Below are 14,413 nucleotides of genomic sequence, written 5' to 3'. Positions count from 1 at the left end.
ATCATCGCCTCCGTCCCGCGTCATGATAGCCTTCCAACCCTGGAGGCACGCCATGACCCACAATATCGGCTCCATCGACCGGTTCCTTCGCATCGCGATCGGCCTCGGACTCGCCGCCCTCGTCGTCGCGGGTACGATCACGCCCTGGGCGCTCCTCGTCAGCGGCGTTCTCATCGCCACCGCCCTCATGCGCTTCTGCCCGGCTTACCGCATCCTGGGCCTCAGGACCTGCCGGGCGAGCGAGTAATCCCGCTGGTGCCTCGGCGCGTGCTTTCACGCTCTCTGCCGCGGGCCATCTCAATGCTGCGGCCCGGCGCCGTCAGCGGAAATGGAACGGAATGGAGAAGCGCAGGTTCACGCCCGGCGGAGGCGCTGGAAACGGCCCGGCCCCGCGGACGGCGGCGAGAACGCTGCGGTCGAGCGCGGGATCGCCGGAGGAGCGGGCGATGCTCGCGGAGCTCATGGCGCCGGCGCGCGTGACGGCGAACGCCACAACCACGGTGCCGCGCCGCCCGCCGCCGGCCGGCTTGCGCGCGGCCACGCGGGCGCGCACGAGCGCGGCGTAGTTGACGGCAGACCCCGTGCTGGCGGAGACGCGGCCGGCTGCGCCGACCGTGCTCTTTGCCGCCCGCGAGGAGGCGCCCCCCTTTTTCCTGGCGTCGCCGTCGGTCTTGCGGGGCTCGGACGGATCGGGGAGCTTCGACATCTTGACCGGCTTCTTCCGTTCATTCGCCTCTTGGGCGGGCTTCGGAGGCGGCTCGGCCGCAGGTGTATCGGCAGGCCGCTCGACGCCGACCGGCACGTCGCTCTCGAGCGCGCCCTTCAGCGTTTTCATGCCTTCCGCGGTCTCGGCAACGGCAACGGTGGCCTCTTTCGCGTCGATCCGCTCAGGCGCGACGGGCGTCAGATCGGGCGGGGCGCGGGTGCTCACCGCGGCGCTCTCGGTCGCCGCTCCCGGCATCGATTGCACGGATTCGAGCGAGGCCATGGACGCCGTCGCCACGGCCGTCTCGACCGCCTCGAGCATCTCGGTCTCGAGAAGCTCGATGCTGACCGCCTCGGTCGGGGCCGGGATCGCGCCGGGCGTCCACTCGACCCAATAGGCGACGGCGGCCAGCGCCGCTCCGTGCAGGATCAGCGACGCAACCGCGCTTACGGCCGTTCCTGCCGCGCGGCCGATGGTGCGGCTCGCGTCTCCCATGTCATCGCCGTCCGGCGCCATTGCCCAGGCACGCTCTTTCCATACATCCTGCAACGCAGTCTCAACCGGGCACAGCGGCGGATCAAGACGAAGGGCCCGGGGGCGTGCGTGCGATACAGCAGCAACGGCCCCCGGAACCTCCTGTCCTTTCGCGTCTCAGTCGCTCGGCAGGTTCATCGTTATGCCGCCGTAGACCGACAATCCGGGCGTCGCGAAGTTGGTTACCGTCTCGTATTCCTCATCGAGCAGGTTCTCGCCGCGTACATACGCCTTCCAACCTGGAGCGAACTCGTAGGCAGCCTTGGCACTCAACAGAAAGTAGTCGTCAAGCGCCAGGCCATTGCTGTCGATGGAGTCCTTGATGTACTTGGCCGTCACGTTGATCTCGACCTTGTCCATCGGCACCATATCGACAGCGAACACGAAATCGTGCTTCGGCACGCGGGGCAGCCGCGAGCCATCCTCCATCTCCGTATCGACGTAGGTATAGCTTCCGGAAAGCGCGAGGCCGTCCGTAACCAGTGCGACGGCCGTCAACTCCACACCGCTCCGCTGGGTAACGCCCGGCACGTTGACCAGGCAGCCAACCGGCATCGAGAAGCAATCGAAGTTGAACAGAATGAGGTTGTCCGTATCGAGCTCGAAATAGGTGGCGCCCAGGCGGATCCTCCCGTTGAGGAAACCCTGCTCGACGCCGGCGTCCCAGCTCTCGCTTTCCTCGGGCTGCAGGTTGGGATTGCCGTAGTTGGCGACGAAGGAGTATTCGCCGTAAAGCTCGTCCAGGCTCGGCGCGCGGAAGCCGGTGCCGCGGCTGGCACGGAATTTCGTCTCCGTGCCGGGCACGAGATACGCCGCCGTCAATCGGTAGGTGTCGAACTCTCCGAAGGCGCTGTGATCGTCGATGCGGCCGCCGCCGGTGAGCACGAGCCCGTCGATCGGCTCCATCATGAGCTGCGCATAAACGCCGGTGACATCCGCCGATTTCCGTGATGACAACCCGGCATTTTCGGCACCCGTCTCCTCCCAGTCGGCGCCGCCAAGCAGAGAGAGATGCTCGTTGAACGTGAAGACACCCTTGTATTCGCCCTTGAGACGGTCGCCTTCGAACCAGCTTGCGTTGCTTCCGTAGATGTCGCGCTCGACCTTCATGCCCTGAAACGCGAACGTGTTCTGGAACGCCCCGTCCAGCAACGAGAACTCGGTCCCGATCCGGCCGGCATGCTGCACGGTATCGGTGTAATCGTCGTTGTCGGCAGGCGTGAAGCTGTCGTCGAACTCGCCCCTCGCATCGAGCGTGCGCGCCGCGAAGAACACTTTCATCGCGGGCGACAGGATGTACTCGCCGCGCCCCGAGAACGTGAGGTTCTTGTAGCCGTCGTCCTCCGTTCCGACCCGGACGGACGAGAAGCCGTCCGTGTCGATGCCCTGGACGGTCAAGGAGATGTTGCTGCCGTCGGTGGCGGCATAGCCTGCGGTATAGGCACCGCTGAAGGTGTTGTACTGTCCGCCTTCCGCGCCGCCGCTATGCGAAAAGCCCGGCTTCGTCGCAGCCTTGGTCTCGATGCTGATGACGCCCGCCACCGCGTCGCCGCCGTAGAGCGTGCTCTGCGAGCCTTTGAGCAACTCGATCCGCGAAACGTCGCCGACGAGCAGATGCTCGAACGCGGTCTGCGTGGTCGTTGCGGACGGATCGCTGAGATCCATGCCATCGACCAGCACCTTGACGTAGGCCCCGTTCGCGCCGCGCACGCTGATCGAGGTTGTCGATCCCGGCGCGCCGTTCTGTGTGAAATTCACGCCCGGGAGTTGCTCCAGATAGTCTTTCACGAAGGTCTTGGACTGCGCCTGAATGTCCTTCTCGGTGATCACGGATACCGACGAGCCGACCTTGGCCGCATCCGTCGGCGTGCGGTTGGCGGAATAGATGGTGATGCCCTCGAGGAAGGTGGTTCCCGCGTCCTGCGCGACGGCGCCCGTCGACGCCATCCCGATCCACGCGCAGGTTGACAGCAGCAGAGCTTTCGAAGCGCCTCCGCCGGTCCGGCCGGCGATGCCAATTCTATGAGTCACGAAACAGTTCCCCCGTCACGGATGATGACGAGAGCCCCGGCAGGTATGGCCGACGAGGTGGTCCGGCGAGCCCCCCGTGCAACGCCTGCACACGCGGGTCTCCGCGATGGGGTGCGTTGCCCGCGGCCGCGGGTTCCTCGTTTCGTTTGTCAGCGGGTGAGCTGGACCCCGGCCATGTCTGACGTTGCTCCCGATCGGTTGCACATCAGCCGCCACTACGGGTAACCGTTCCACCGAGCGCACCGCACGGGGGATGGGCGACTCGTGCCGGCAGGTCTCCTGGCTCACGGCTCAAGCGTCCCCCTCCCGCCTTCCCGGCGCCTCGATATGAAGCGCCAGTGGCACTGTAGGAGAGGACTCGCCGCTAACAGTTGCGGGCGCAGCCACGGGATCGGCGCATGAGCTTCGAAACATAAGCTTCGAAAAGCGTGCGCCTCACCGTGTTCCCTCTTGGTCGCCACGCACGCGCATCCGCATGCGTGGCATCACCGTCACGTTTTTCAATGCAGCTTAAGCTGCACCCCTCTGTCAACCTGATTTCGCCGGCCGCCGCGTCGTGAGCGGCCGTGGCGACGCAATTCCGCAACATGCCGGACCGTCCCGCGAGCCCCCTTTGCCGCGGAGCAGGATCGGCTTCGCCAGCGCGACGACGCGGAAGAGCCGCCCCCGAGGCGCAGCCACGGCCAGACCGCGATCGTCACGGCTCGGGCCGCCTCCGACAGGTCCAGGCTCGCGCTGGACAGCGGCTCCGTTTTGACCTTTCATCGACAGGATCTTTCCCTCGACCCTGCCGGGACGGAACCGGCGATCAGGACGCGCAACGATGGGTACGACGCCAGCTCAATCCCGTCGCTCTGGCGGGCCCGCTCGGAGACGGCGCCCTGCTGCTCACTCTTTTTCATCGATGCGATGCAAGCCATGCGCAACCGAGACACCGGCGGCATGTGCTTACGGCCGCGCGCTCCATGCATCCCTTCGGGACTTCACAAAATGCACCCCTTAAGGATGACATAAAATGCATCCCCTCGGGATGACACAACCGGGAGAGCGACGTGGGAAAGAAAGACAAGAAAGATAAGAAGAACAGAAAAGCGGACGACAGCCAGGCCGCCGCAGGGGCGCCGGAGCCGTCCGCCGCTACCGACGCGGCGCAGACGCCCCTCTCTCGCAGTGCCTATGAGGCCGAGCTGGCGCGCCTGCAGGGCGACCTGGTGCAGCTCCAAAGATGGATCCAGAACACGGGCGCGCGCATCGTGGTGGTCTTCGAGGGACGCGACGCGGCGGGAAAGGGCGGCGTGATCAAAGCCCTGACCGATCGCGTAAGCCCGCGCGTCTTTCGCGTCGTGGCGCTGCCCGCGCCCACCGACCGCGAGAAGACCCAGATCTATCTCCAACGCTTCATCGCCCATTTCCCGGCTGCCGGCGAGATCACCATCTTCGACCGCAGTTGGTACAATCGCGCCGGCGTCGAGCGTGTCATGGGGTTCTGCTCCGACGAGCAATACGAGCGCTTCCTGCGTGTTTGCCCGGCCTGGGAGCATGATTTCATCGAATCCGGCATGACGCTGGTGAAATACTGGCTCGAGGTCGGCAAGGAGGAGCAGACGCGGCGCTTCACCTCCCGCATCAACGATCCGCGCAAGACCTGGAAGCTGAGCCCGATGGATCTCGAATCGCATCGGCGCTGGTACGATTATTCACGCGCGCGCGACGCCATGCTGGCTGCGACGCATACGCCGAAATCGCCCTGGCACGTCATCGACGGCAACGACAAGCGCCGGGCGCGGCTGAACTGCATCGCCCACTTCCTGAGCCTGATCCCGTTCGAGAAGACGAAGGACGAAACCGTCAAGCTGCCGAAGCGGCAGGAGTCCGACGGCTATGTCGAGGCCGACCACGAGCACCTCAAGGTGAAGTCCCGCTACTGAAGCAGGCGCAGTCGTTCCCGCCGGCAGAACACCGTTGGGATTTTCGGCGCGCGCATTTTTGATCCCGATCAACGAGTGCGGTGCGCGAGGATCGTTTAATCAGCCCTTCGCTGGAAAACTCGGGAGGGCTGAACATGCCGTACCGTGCGCGCGCGAGATCGATCCAGGGACAGACTTGCCAGAGACAGATTTGGCATCCGTGGGGATGGATGTCGTTTCTATGCGCCGTATGTCTGACGCTTGGCGTGCTATCGCATGCGGCCGCCGCAGACACGCAGATGCGGCGCAAAGTCATCGACGAGGGACGGCAGGACTTCGCAGAGAACTGCGCCGCTTGTCATGCCGCGGACGGATCGGGCACCGGCGAACTCTCCGCGCACTTGATCCGCCCTGCAAAGGACCTCACGGCAATCAGCGCGCGAAACGGCGGCGCCTTCCCTTTCTGGCAGGTGTTCGAGATCATCTCCGGCGAACGGCCGGTGGCGGGCCACGAGACGTTTCAGATGCCGCTCTACTCGCAGCGTATGCGCGGCGACGATTTCAAGCCGGGCTATCTGCCGACCCACGTCCGCATCCTCGAGCTCACGCATTATCTCGAGAGCATTCAGGCGAAGTGAGCGGCGCACCGGAGCCCGGCCGGAAGCCGGTCGCGGTTGGCATCGCGGCATGACGCTCCCGTGACTCCGGCCGGCTTCGAGGCCTGTTGCACGGTCGCGGGGACCTCCGCCCTCAGCATCAGCTTTTGCCATTGAAATCGCCGAGCGCTCAGCGGGGCGCAACTGCAAAAACGCGCCTATTCGAAGCGGCCCCCGCACGGTCTCGGGCGCGGTTGACGCTCGGCAACCGATACGCCGAACGGACCCAGGATCGATTGGCAGCGGCATATATTGACTTTTTTTATCAAGTATAAGATGTACATCTTTCGTATGGAATAGCTCGTTGTGCGCAGGGCTCTCCCGGAGTTGCGCAAGGGACCGGCCCATGGTCGTCGGACATGATCTTGAAATGTTGCGGAGGGCTTTGTTCCTGAGCGGGATCTCGGAGGAGGCCCTGCAGCGCTTCGCATCCACGACACCCGTCGCGACGTTTGCATCGGGCCAGATCATTTTCCATCAGGACGATCCGGCGACGGCGTTTTACTTCGTTCTGGAGGGGTGGGCGGCTGTTTTCCGGGAAGGTCCGGACGGCGGGCGCACGGCCATTCATCTCGTGGGACCGGGCGAGTCGTTCGCCGAGGGCGTTCTCGCCCGGGAGGCGCGTTATCCGGCGAGCGCGGAAGCGGCCACCGATCTGCGCCTCGCGCGGATCGACACGGCGCGGTTTCGCGATCTCATCATCCAGTCGCCGGAGCTCTCGTTGTCGATCATCTCCGCGATGTTCGGAAAGCTGCGTTTTCTGGTGACGCGGATCGAGCAGAACCAGAGATGGTCGCCGTCGCGGCGCATCGCCGCGTTCCTGCATCGGATCTGTGGAGAGCAGGCCGGCTTCTGCAGTTTCGAGCTCCCGGTCGAGCAGCGCTACATCGCGGCGCGCCTTTCGATGACGCCGGCGACGTTCTCCCGCGCGCTGGCCGAGTTATCGGCGATCGGCGTGGAAGCCAAACGGCGCAAGATCGTCATCAGCGACGTCGACCGCTTGCTGCGTTTCGTGAACGAAGACCAATCGTAAGCATCGCGCCGCCCGCCTCGATGTGGCCCAACGGCCACATCCAACGACTTCAAATGTCGCATTTGTCCTCGGACAAGTCCTTTACCCCGTAAGAGGATTAATTTCGTCAACAAACAGGTCCATCCGGAGCGCCAAAAAGATGTATATTACGGATATCTTTCAACGGTCGCGAGGCCTCTCCATCGGCGTCTGCGGCCCCGTCGGCGGCTTGGGTGCCGGATTGACCGCGCTATTGCTGTGCTCCACCAGCGCCTTGAGCCAATCCGCCGCGCCGGGCGCGTCGGTCGATCTTCCCCCCGTGGTGGTCGAAGGCACAACGCCGCGGCCGTCCCCTAAGGCGAACAAGAGCAAGGCGACAGGCCCCACGTCGTCGGCGAGCGCACAGGCATCGCCTCTTGCCGACGAAGCCGCGGCTGCCGGTGCTGACGGCAATCAGTCGACCCCTGCTGCCGAAGCCCGGCGCAAGCTCGACGCGATCGCCGGCGGCACGGATGTCGTCACCAACCAGGAGATGGGCCCGAAGGCCACGGCGTCACTCTCGGAAATGCTCGCCTTCGTGCCGGGCGTCGTGGTGCAGAATTTCTTCGGCGGCAACGATCAGCCCCGCCTTCAGATCCGCGGCTCGGGCCTGCAGCAGAACCCGTCCGAGCGCGGCACGCTCGTGCTCCAGGACGGCCTCCCCATCAATCGCGCCGACGGCTCCTATATCGTCGGCTTTGCCGATCCGAAAAGCGCCGAGTTCGTCGAGATCTATCGCGGCTACACCGCCAATCGCCTCGGCGCGACCGTGCTCGGCGGCGCCATCAACTTCGTGTCGCCGACCGGCATCACCGACCCCGGCGTCGAGGTCAGCGTTGAAGGCGGAAGCTTCGGCCATTTCGCGACGCAGGCCCAGGCCGGCGCCCGGCAGGGCGATTTCGACGCGCACGCGAGCCTCAGCTACACGGAACGCGACGGCTTCCGCGAGCACAACGAATCCGAGCGCACCAACTTCAACCTCAACGCGGGTGCGCGCGTGAACGAGAACATCTCGACGCGCCTCTTCTTCGGCTACACCGACCTCGGCTTTGACGTGAGCGGACCGCTGTCGCGCACACTGCTCGAGCAGAACCCGAAACAGAACTGCTCCGGCCCTCCGGGCTGCTTGGGACCGAACGTGCTCCGCGACGAACCCAACCGCGAGGCCGAACAGTTCCGCATCGGCTCGCGCACGACGGCCCGCTACGGCGCCAACCTGTTCGATGTCGGGTTCGGCTATACTTATACAGACGACAGCTTCACGTTCCCGATCTCGGGCGGCGTACGTGACACGGAGGGCGGTGATTTCACAACAGTGCTGCGTTACGCCTATGCGCCGGACGCGAGCCGGCCGCTGCCGTTGTTCGAGGTGACCGGGCAGTATGTCGTCGGCTCCGCTGACAGGAAGTATTTCATCAACGACCGCGGTGACAAGGGCGCATTGGTCGGCGACAACGAGTTCGACTCGACGACATTGTCGATCCATGCCGGCTTCAACATCCCGCTTACCGAGCGCCTGACGCTCTCGCCGGCCATCGCATACTCCTACGCCAAGCGCGAGAACGACGACGTCTTCACGGGGGCCACGCGGCCGTTCCTGGCGTTCACGCCGGGCGGTGTCGTCTCCGGGCCAAGGACATTCGTGGATACGAGCTATGACCGCTCGTACTCGGAGTGGACGCCGAGCCTGGCGCTGAGCTACGAGCTGATGCGTGACCAGACCCTCTTTGCTGCCGTGAGCCGCAGCTTCGAGCCGCCGACGCAGGACGATCTCATCGCCACCGTCAACGGCAGTCCGAATGCCAGCGCCGGATTTGGTGGCGCGCCGGGAAACACTAATGCCGCCGTATTTTCAACCCCGGATCTGGATGCGCAGACTGCCACCACGATCGAAGGCGGCTGGAAGGGCACGACGCATGCGTTCGCCTGGTCCGCGATCGCCTACTATTCTTGGGTCGAGGACGAGCTTCTGAACCTGCGCGATGCCAATGGCGTTTCACTCGGCGGCACCAACGCCGACAAGACCACGCACTTCGGCATCGAGCTCGGCACCGCCTTCGACATCACGCGTGACCTCAGCGCTCGGGCGGCCTACACTTATCAAGATTATCGCTTCGACGGTGATCCCGTGGTCGGCGACAATCGTCTGGGCGGCGTGCCACGCCATGTCCTCAACGCGGCGCTGCGCTATACCGTCATGCCGGGTCTCTGGGTCGAGGCGGAGGTGAACTGGGTGCCTGACGAGACGCCCGTCGACAACGCCAATACGCTTTATAATGACTCCTACACGCTGGTCGATCTGCGTTCGGCCTACGCTATCACGGAGAACATCAGCCTCTTCGGCGAGGTCTCGAACATCTTCGACGAGAAGTATGCCTCGGCGACCCTGATCGTCGACAGGGTCAGCAGCCCGGAGCAGGCTGTCTTCATCCCCGGCGATGGCCGCGCCTTCATCATAGGAGCCAGAGCGAAGTTCTGATGAAAAAAGACCTGTGCCGCGAGGCTCGGCCCGCCGGGCCTTGCGGCCTTACACGTCGTGCAATCTTGAAAGGTGGCGCGTCGCTCTGCGGCGCTTTTGCCGTTTGTGCGGCGGCGCCACAGCCGGCCTACGCCGCACCCATCGATCAGCTCGAGATTTGGGGACCGCCGGCCGGCCCCTCGATCACGGTTCTGCATGCGATCGCCACCGGCAAGCTCGACGCCGCGGTGCGCAAGCCGAGCCTCAGGATATGGCGGCAGGTGGACGAGGTCCGCGCCGGTCTCACCTCGAAGAGCTTCGACGTCGGCATCGTGCCGGTGCCGGTGGCCGCCAATCTCTTCAACCGCGGGCTCGGCGTGCGGCTCGTGAATGTGATGACCGACGGCATCCTGTACGTGATGTCGACGGACCCGTCGTTGACGAGCCTCGAGGCACTCAAGGGACGCAAGCTCGCCACGCTGTTTCCGAACGAGCTGCCGAGCCTCCTGCTTACGCGCCTGTTCCAGCATGCCGGTATCGATGGCGCCAAGGATCTCGAGCAGATCCCGACGGCGACGCCGCTCGAAGCCATGCAGCTCCTCGTGCTCGGCCGCGTCGATGCCGCGCTCATTCCCGAGCCTGCGGCCTCGGCTGCCATCGTCAAAGGCAGCCTCGCCGGCAAGACCGTGCACCGGGTGATCGATCTCCAGGTCGAATGGGCGAAGATGACCGGGGAGCACAAAACCGTGCCGCAGGCGGGTCTCATAGTGACCGATCGCTTCCGCGACGCGAACGGGCCCGTCGTCGAGGCCCTGCAGGCGGGACTCGTGAAGGCGGCTGCCGATGTCGTTGCGCATCCGGCGCGGGCCGCTAATAATGCCGCCGCGCCCCTGCAGATGCCCTGGCCGGTGATCGAGGCATCGATCCCCTTCTGCAACCTCGTCGCCACGCCGGCCCGCGATGTACGGCCTGCTATCGAGGCCGTGTTGCAGGCCATGGCCGATGTCAACCCAGGCTATATCGGGGGGCGCCTGCCGGATTCGGCCTTCTATCTGTGAGGCGGCGATGATGCGTTTCCTGCTCGACCGGCTTGGGCGGCTCGGTCGGTTTCTCTGGTCGGGCTGGGTTGGCGTGGCGGGGCTCGCGGTCTTCGCCGCCATCTGGCAACAGGGACATGAGGCGTACGGTGATTTCATCCTGCCGTCGCCGCTGACGACGCTCGCGGCCACGGGCGAGCTCTTGCGCGCCGAGAACACGTGGCGGCTGGCAGAAGCCACCTCGACCCGGGCCATACAGGGGTTCTTCCTGACGGCCGTGCTGGGAGGCGCGCTCGGAATTGCAGTCGGCTACTCGGCGGCGGCCATGCGTCTCGCCCGCCCGCTTTTGACGATCATCATGGGCGTGCCGCCGATCGCATGGATCGTGCTGGCGATGATCTGGTTCGGATCGAGCACGGGCACAGTGCTGACGACGACGGTGGTGGCGGCGTTCCCACTCGTTTTCGCCAACGTGGCGGAGGCCGTCGCCACGCGGGACCGCGCGCTCGAGGATATGGCCAGGGTTTTCGGTGCAGGTCCCTTCCAGCGGCTCTGGACGATCGTGATCCGCCATGTCGCCGGCCAGTATTTCCCAGCGCTTGCGGTGGCGCTCGGCTCGACCTTCAAGGTCGCGGTGATGGCCGAGCTGCTCGCCAATATCGACGGCATCGGCGTTGCGCTCGCCATGTCGCGCTCCAACCTGGACGTGGCGCAATCCATCGCCTGGGTCGTGATCATCGTGGCCGTGATCTTCATCGTCGAGTATGGCGTCGTGCAGCCGGTGCGGGCCGAGCTCGAGCGCTGGCGAGAGGCCGCGCGGCCCTGGGGCGTCCGGCGATGACGGCACTTTCCCTCGACGGGGTCTCGCACGCCTACTTCGGCCGCACCGTGCTCGAGCGGGTGAAGCTCGACGTGCGGGAGGGCGAGATCGTGGCACTCGTGGGACCCTCCGGCTGCGGCAAGAGCACCCTCATCCACATCGCGGCACGCCTCATCGAGCCACTGCGCGGCCGTGTGACGCGCACGTATGCCCGTCACGGCATGATCTTCCAGGAGCCGCGCCTCATGCCGTGGGCGACGGCAGAGGACAACATTGCCTTTCCCTTGCGGCTTGCCGGCCTTCGGGGCGCCGAGCGGCGCCGGCGCGCGCGGCATGCCGCCGACCTCGTCTCGCTCGATCCGAGTGATCTCAGCAAGTATCCGATCGAGCTCTCGGGTGGCATGCGGCAACGGACGGCGATCGCGCGCGCCCTCGTCGTCGAGCCCGACTTCGTCTTTTTCGACGAGCCGTTCACGGCCCTCGACGTCGCCTTGAAACGGCAGATGCAGGATCTCGTCATCGCCGCCGCTCGCCAGACCCGGTTCGCCGGCCTGTTCGTGACGCACGACCTGGCCGAGGCGGTACGGGTGAGCGACCGCATTTTGGTGATCGACGAGCGTGTGCGCGGCATTGCCGGCGAGCGCTTCATCTCCCTGCCCGAAAGCGCGCGGGACGACGACGCCGTTTTCGCGACCGTGCAGGCCTATCTGAAAGAGGACCCGCTGTTCGCCCACATCTACGACCGCGAAGGGCGGAGCATCCCATGACCATGGCCCGGCCCCGAAAAATCGATGCGTTGCTCGCGGCCCGCGACGTGCTGACGGACGAGGGATTTCGACTCTTCTTCCCGCTCGCGGCCCTGCATGCCGCAGCGTGGCCGCTGCTGTGGGTGGTGGCGTTCGGCTTCTCGCTGCCGCTTGCACATGCGATCCCACCCGGTCTCTGGCACGTGCACGAGATGATCATCGGCACCTTCGGCGCTGCCCTCATCGGCTTCATCACCACCGCCGTCCCCGAGTGGACCGATACCGAGCGGCTTCGCGGCCGCATATTGCTGGTGTTGGCCGGCTTATGGGGCACCGCGCGCCTGATCGGGCTTCTGGGCTTCGAGGCGCTCGGCGTCGTGGGGGCGGTTGCGGATCTCCTCTGGCTCGGCGTGCTCGTGCTCTATATCGCGAAGATTTCGCTCGAGAAGCGCACGACGCGACTCAAAAGCTTCCTCTTCTGGGTGACGTGCCTCCTGATCGCGGAAGCGGTCACGCGCTATGCCTTTCTCGATATCGAGGCCAGGATGGCGCTGGCGACGCAGGCCACGCATCTCGCGGGCTTCATCTTCATCGGCATTCTGGGAATCGCGCTGGCGCGCGTCACGGTGCCGGTCACGAACCTCGTGCTCGATCCCACGGAGCAGACCTCGCCGTTCCGGCCTCATCCGGGGCGCGTGAACCTCGCCCCGGGCTTGGTGGCCGTGCTGGTGATCGCGGATGCGGCCGGCCTCTCGGCGCCCACCACCGGCTATCTCCTCATCGCTGCCGGCGCGGCGTTCATGGACCGAGTCGCCGAAGCGTTCATCGGCAGAGAGAGCGCGCGGTCCGAGATCCTGGCGCTCGCCGGAGCCAGCGCCTTCGCCGGCCTCGGCCTCATGCTGGTCGGAGCCTCGCGCCTGGGCCTGCCGATATCGGAGCTTCCCGGTTTGCATATGGCGCTGATGGGCGGCCTCGGCCTCGGCGTGCTTGCCGTGTTCTCCATTGCCGGCCTGCGGCATACGGGCCAGGCGCTCGTTTTCGTTCGCCGCACGCGGATCGCGATGCTGCTGCTGGTCGCGGCCATGGCTCTGCGCGTCGGTCCCGAGATCTGGCCGACCGAGGTGATGCCCGCGCCGCCCTATACCCTCGTCGCGCTGTTGTGGGGCGCAGCCTTCCTGCTCTGGCTCAGGGTCTACTGGCCGTTCATCCGCGATCAAGCTACGTTCCAGCACGACGGGAGTTGAAAACGCCATGACCACGATCTCCGACACGCCCCGTCGCTGGAAGCCCGCCGTGCTCAGCCTTGGCTTCCGCCCGTTCTTTCTTCTGGGCGCACTCTTCGCCGCGGCCATGATCGCAATCTGGGTGCCGTGGTTCCTGGGGTTCATCGCGGGGCCCGCCGCTTTTGCGCCGGCCGCCTGGCATGCGCACGAGCTTCTGTTCGGCTTCGTGCCGGCGATCATTGCGGGTTTCCTGCTGACGGCCGTACCCAACTGGACAGGACGGCGCCCGATTGCCGGCTGGCCGCTCGCGGGTCTCGTGGGTGTCTGGCTTGCGGGGCGGCTTGGAATTGCGCTTGCGGCGCATCTCGATCCGGCCACGGTCGGCGCACTCTCGGCCGCCTTCCCGATCGTGCTGGCAGCCGTCATCGGGCGCGAGATCGCGCTCGCGGGCAACCGGCGCAATCTGAAGGTCGTGCTGGTGCTCGTCGCTCTCGCCGCCGCCGATCTACTGTTTCACTACGAGATCTGGCAGTTCGGGCGGCCGCGGCATGCGCTGGCCGTCGCCGTGGCGCTGGCGCTGCTTCTCGTCATCATCATCTCCGGGCGTATCATCCCGACGTTCACGACCAACTGGCTGAAAGCCAACCGGGCGGGCGCGCCGCTGCCGCCCGCATTCGATCGCATCGATCTCGCGACGGTTCTTCTCAGCAGCGCGGCTCTGCTCGGCTGGGTGGGCGTTGCGTCGCTCGACGACATTGCGTGGGGCCGCCCGCTGGTCGCCGGCCTCATGCTCGCCGCGGCCGCCGCAAACATCCTGCGCCAGGCACGCTGGCAGCCGCAGCGGACGGGTGCCCAGCCGCTGCTTGCCATCCTGCACGTCGCGTACGTGTTCGTTGGACTGGGGTTCCTGCTCGCCGGGCTCGGCGTGCTGTGGGACGATTATGACTTTACGACCGCCGGCCTCCACGCCTGGACTGCCGGCGCCATCGGCACAATGATGATCGGCGTCATGACGCGGGTCTCGCGCGGCCACACCGGCAGGCCGCTGACGGCGCCGGCTGGCACGGTCGTGCTCTATGCGCTGGTCCTAGTGGCGGCGACGGCGCGGATATTTGCAGGTCTCTACCCGCAAGCCACCTCGATCTTGCTGCCGATTTCCGGCGTCGGCTGGATCGGAGCCTTCGGCGGATTCGTCATCCTCTATGGACGCATGCTCCTCTCGCCACGCCTGTGACCTCGACCGC

Annotated in this window: 12 protein-coding genes and 1 riboswitch; of the genes, 10 read left to right on the top strand and 2 right to left on the bottom strand. The window is 65.8% G+C overall.

Annotated features, from left to right (window positions below; genetic code table 11):
• Positions 1 to 52 precede the first annotated feature (52 nt).
• Complete coding sequence (locus V7082_RS05090) at positions 53 to 247, top strand: YgaP family membrane protein (protein ID WP_334146538.1); 195 nt, start codon at positions 53 to 55, stop codon at positions 245 to 247.
• Positions 248 to 319: 72 nt separating this feature from the next.
• On the opposite strand, the gene V7082_RS05085 is transcribed toward V7082_RS05090, so the two are convergent.
• Both V7082_RS05085 and V7082_RS05080 read right to left on the bottom strand, forming a co-directional pair.
• Positions 320 to 1,222 (bottom strand): energy transducer TonB family protein, encoded by a 903-nt coding sequence (locus tag V7082_RS05085; RefSeq protein ID WP_334146537.1) that lies wholly within the window; start codon positions 1,220 to 1,222, stop codon positions 320 to 322.
• 135 nt (positions 1,223 to 1,357) lie between these two features.
• A complete protein-coding gene (locus tag V7082_RS05080) occupies positions 1,358 to 3,271 on the bottom strand; it encodes a TonB-dependent receptor plug domain-containing protein (RefSeq protein WP_334146536.1) in 1,914 nt (637 codons plus the stop codon).
• A 252-nt stretch (positions 3,272 to 3,523) separates the two neighbouring features.
• A riboswitch (cobalamin riboswitch) is annotated at positions 3,524 to 3,779 on the bottom strand.
• Positions 3,780 to 4,323: 544 nt separating this feature from the next.
• On the opposite strand from V7082_RS05080, the gene ppk2 reads away from it, so the two are divergent.
• From ppk2 to V7082_RS05035, 9 genes are all read left to right on the top strand, one after another.
• The gene (gene ppk2 / locus V7082_RS05075; RefSeq protein WP_334146535.1) at positions 4,324 to 5,199 is read left to right on the top strand and encodes a polyphosphate kinase 2; all 876 of its coding nucleotides are present in this window, start codon (positions 4,324 to 4,326) and stop codon (positions 5,197 to 5,199) included.
• Between the two features lie 80 nt (positions 5,200 to 5,279).
• Positions 5,280 to 5,816 (top strand): c-type cytochrome, encoded by a 537-nt coding sequence (locus V7082_RS05070; RefSeq protein ID WP_334146534.1) that lies wholly within the window; start codon positions 5,280 to 5,282, stop codon positions 5,814 to 5,816.
• Between the two features lie 364 nt (positions 5,817 to 6,180).
• Entirely contained in the window at positions 6,181 to 6,867 is a 687-nt protein-coding gene (locus tag V7082_RS05065; RefSeq protein WP_334146533.1) for a Crp/Fnr family transcriptional regulator, read from the top strand.
• 139 nt (positions 6,868 to 7,006) lie between these two features.
• Positions 7,007 to 9,364: a TonB-dependent receptor family protein gene (locus V7082_RS05060; protein ID WP_334146532.1), complete on the top strand. Its 2,358-nt coding sequence runs from the start codon at positions 7,007 to 7,009 to the stop codon at positions 9,362 to 9,364.
• A 65-nt stretch (positions 9,365 to 9,429) separates the two neighbouring features.
• Positions 9,430 to 10,401 (top strand): ABC transporter substrate-binding protein, encoded by a 972-nt coding sequence (locus tag V7082_RS05055; protein ID WP_334146531.1) that lies wholly within the window; start codon positions 9,430 to 9,432, stop codon positions 10,399 to 10,401.
• Positions 10,402 to 10,408: 7 nt separating this feature from the next.
• Positions 10,409 to 11,221, top strand: a complete 813-nt coding sequence (locus V7082_RS05050; protein ID WP_334146530.1) for an ABC transporter permease — start codon at positions 10,409 to 10,411, stop codon at positions 11,219 to 11,221.
• Positions 11,218 to 11,967 (top strand): ABC transporter ATP-binding protein, encoded by a 750-nt coding sequence (locus V7082_RS05045; protein ID WP_334146529.1) that lies wholly within the window; start codon positions 11,218 to 11,220, stop codon positions 11,965 to 11,967. Before V7082_RS05050 ends, V7082_RS05045 begins: the two co-directional genes overlap by 4 nt.
• Entirely contained in the window at positions 11,964 to 13,190 is a 1,227-nt protein-coding gene (locus tag V7082_RS05040; RefSeq protein WP_334146528.1) for an NnrS family protein, read from the top strand. The genes V7082_RS05045 and V7082_RS05040 overlap by 4 nt, the downstream gene beginning before the upstream one ends.
• A 7-nt stretch (positions 13,191 to 13,197) precedes the next feature.
• Positions 13,198 to 14,403, top strand: coding sequence for an NnrS family protein (locus V7082_RS05035; protein ID WP_334146527.1), 1,206 nt, complete (start codon positions 13,198 to 13,200; stop codon positions 14,401 to 14,403).
• Positions 14,404 to 14,413: the final 10 nt, after the last annotated feature.

The organism is Hyphomicrobium sp., assembly GCF_036833075.1.
In the GTDB taxonomy this organism is placed as follows: domain Bacteria; phylum Pseudomonadota; class Alphaproteobacteria; order Rhizobiales; family Hyphomicrobiaceae; genus Hyphomicrobium_C.
This window is presented reverse-complemented; position numbering and strand designations above follow the sequence as displayed.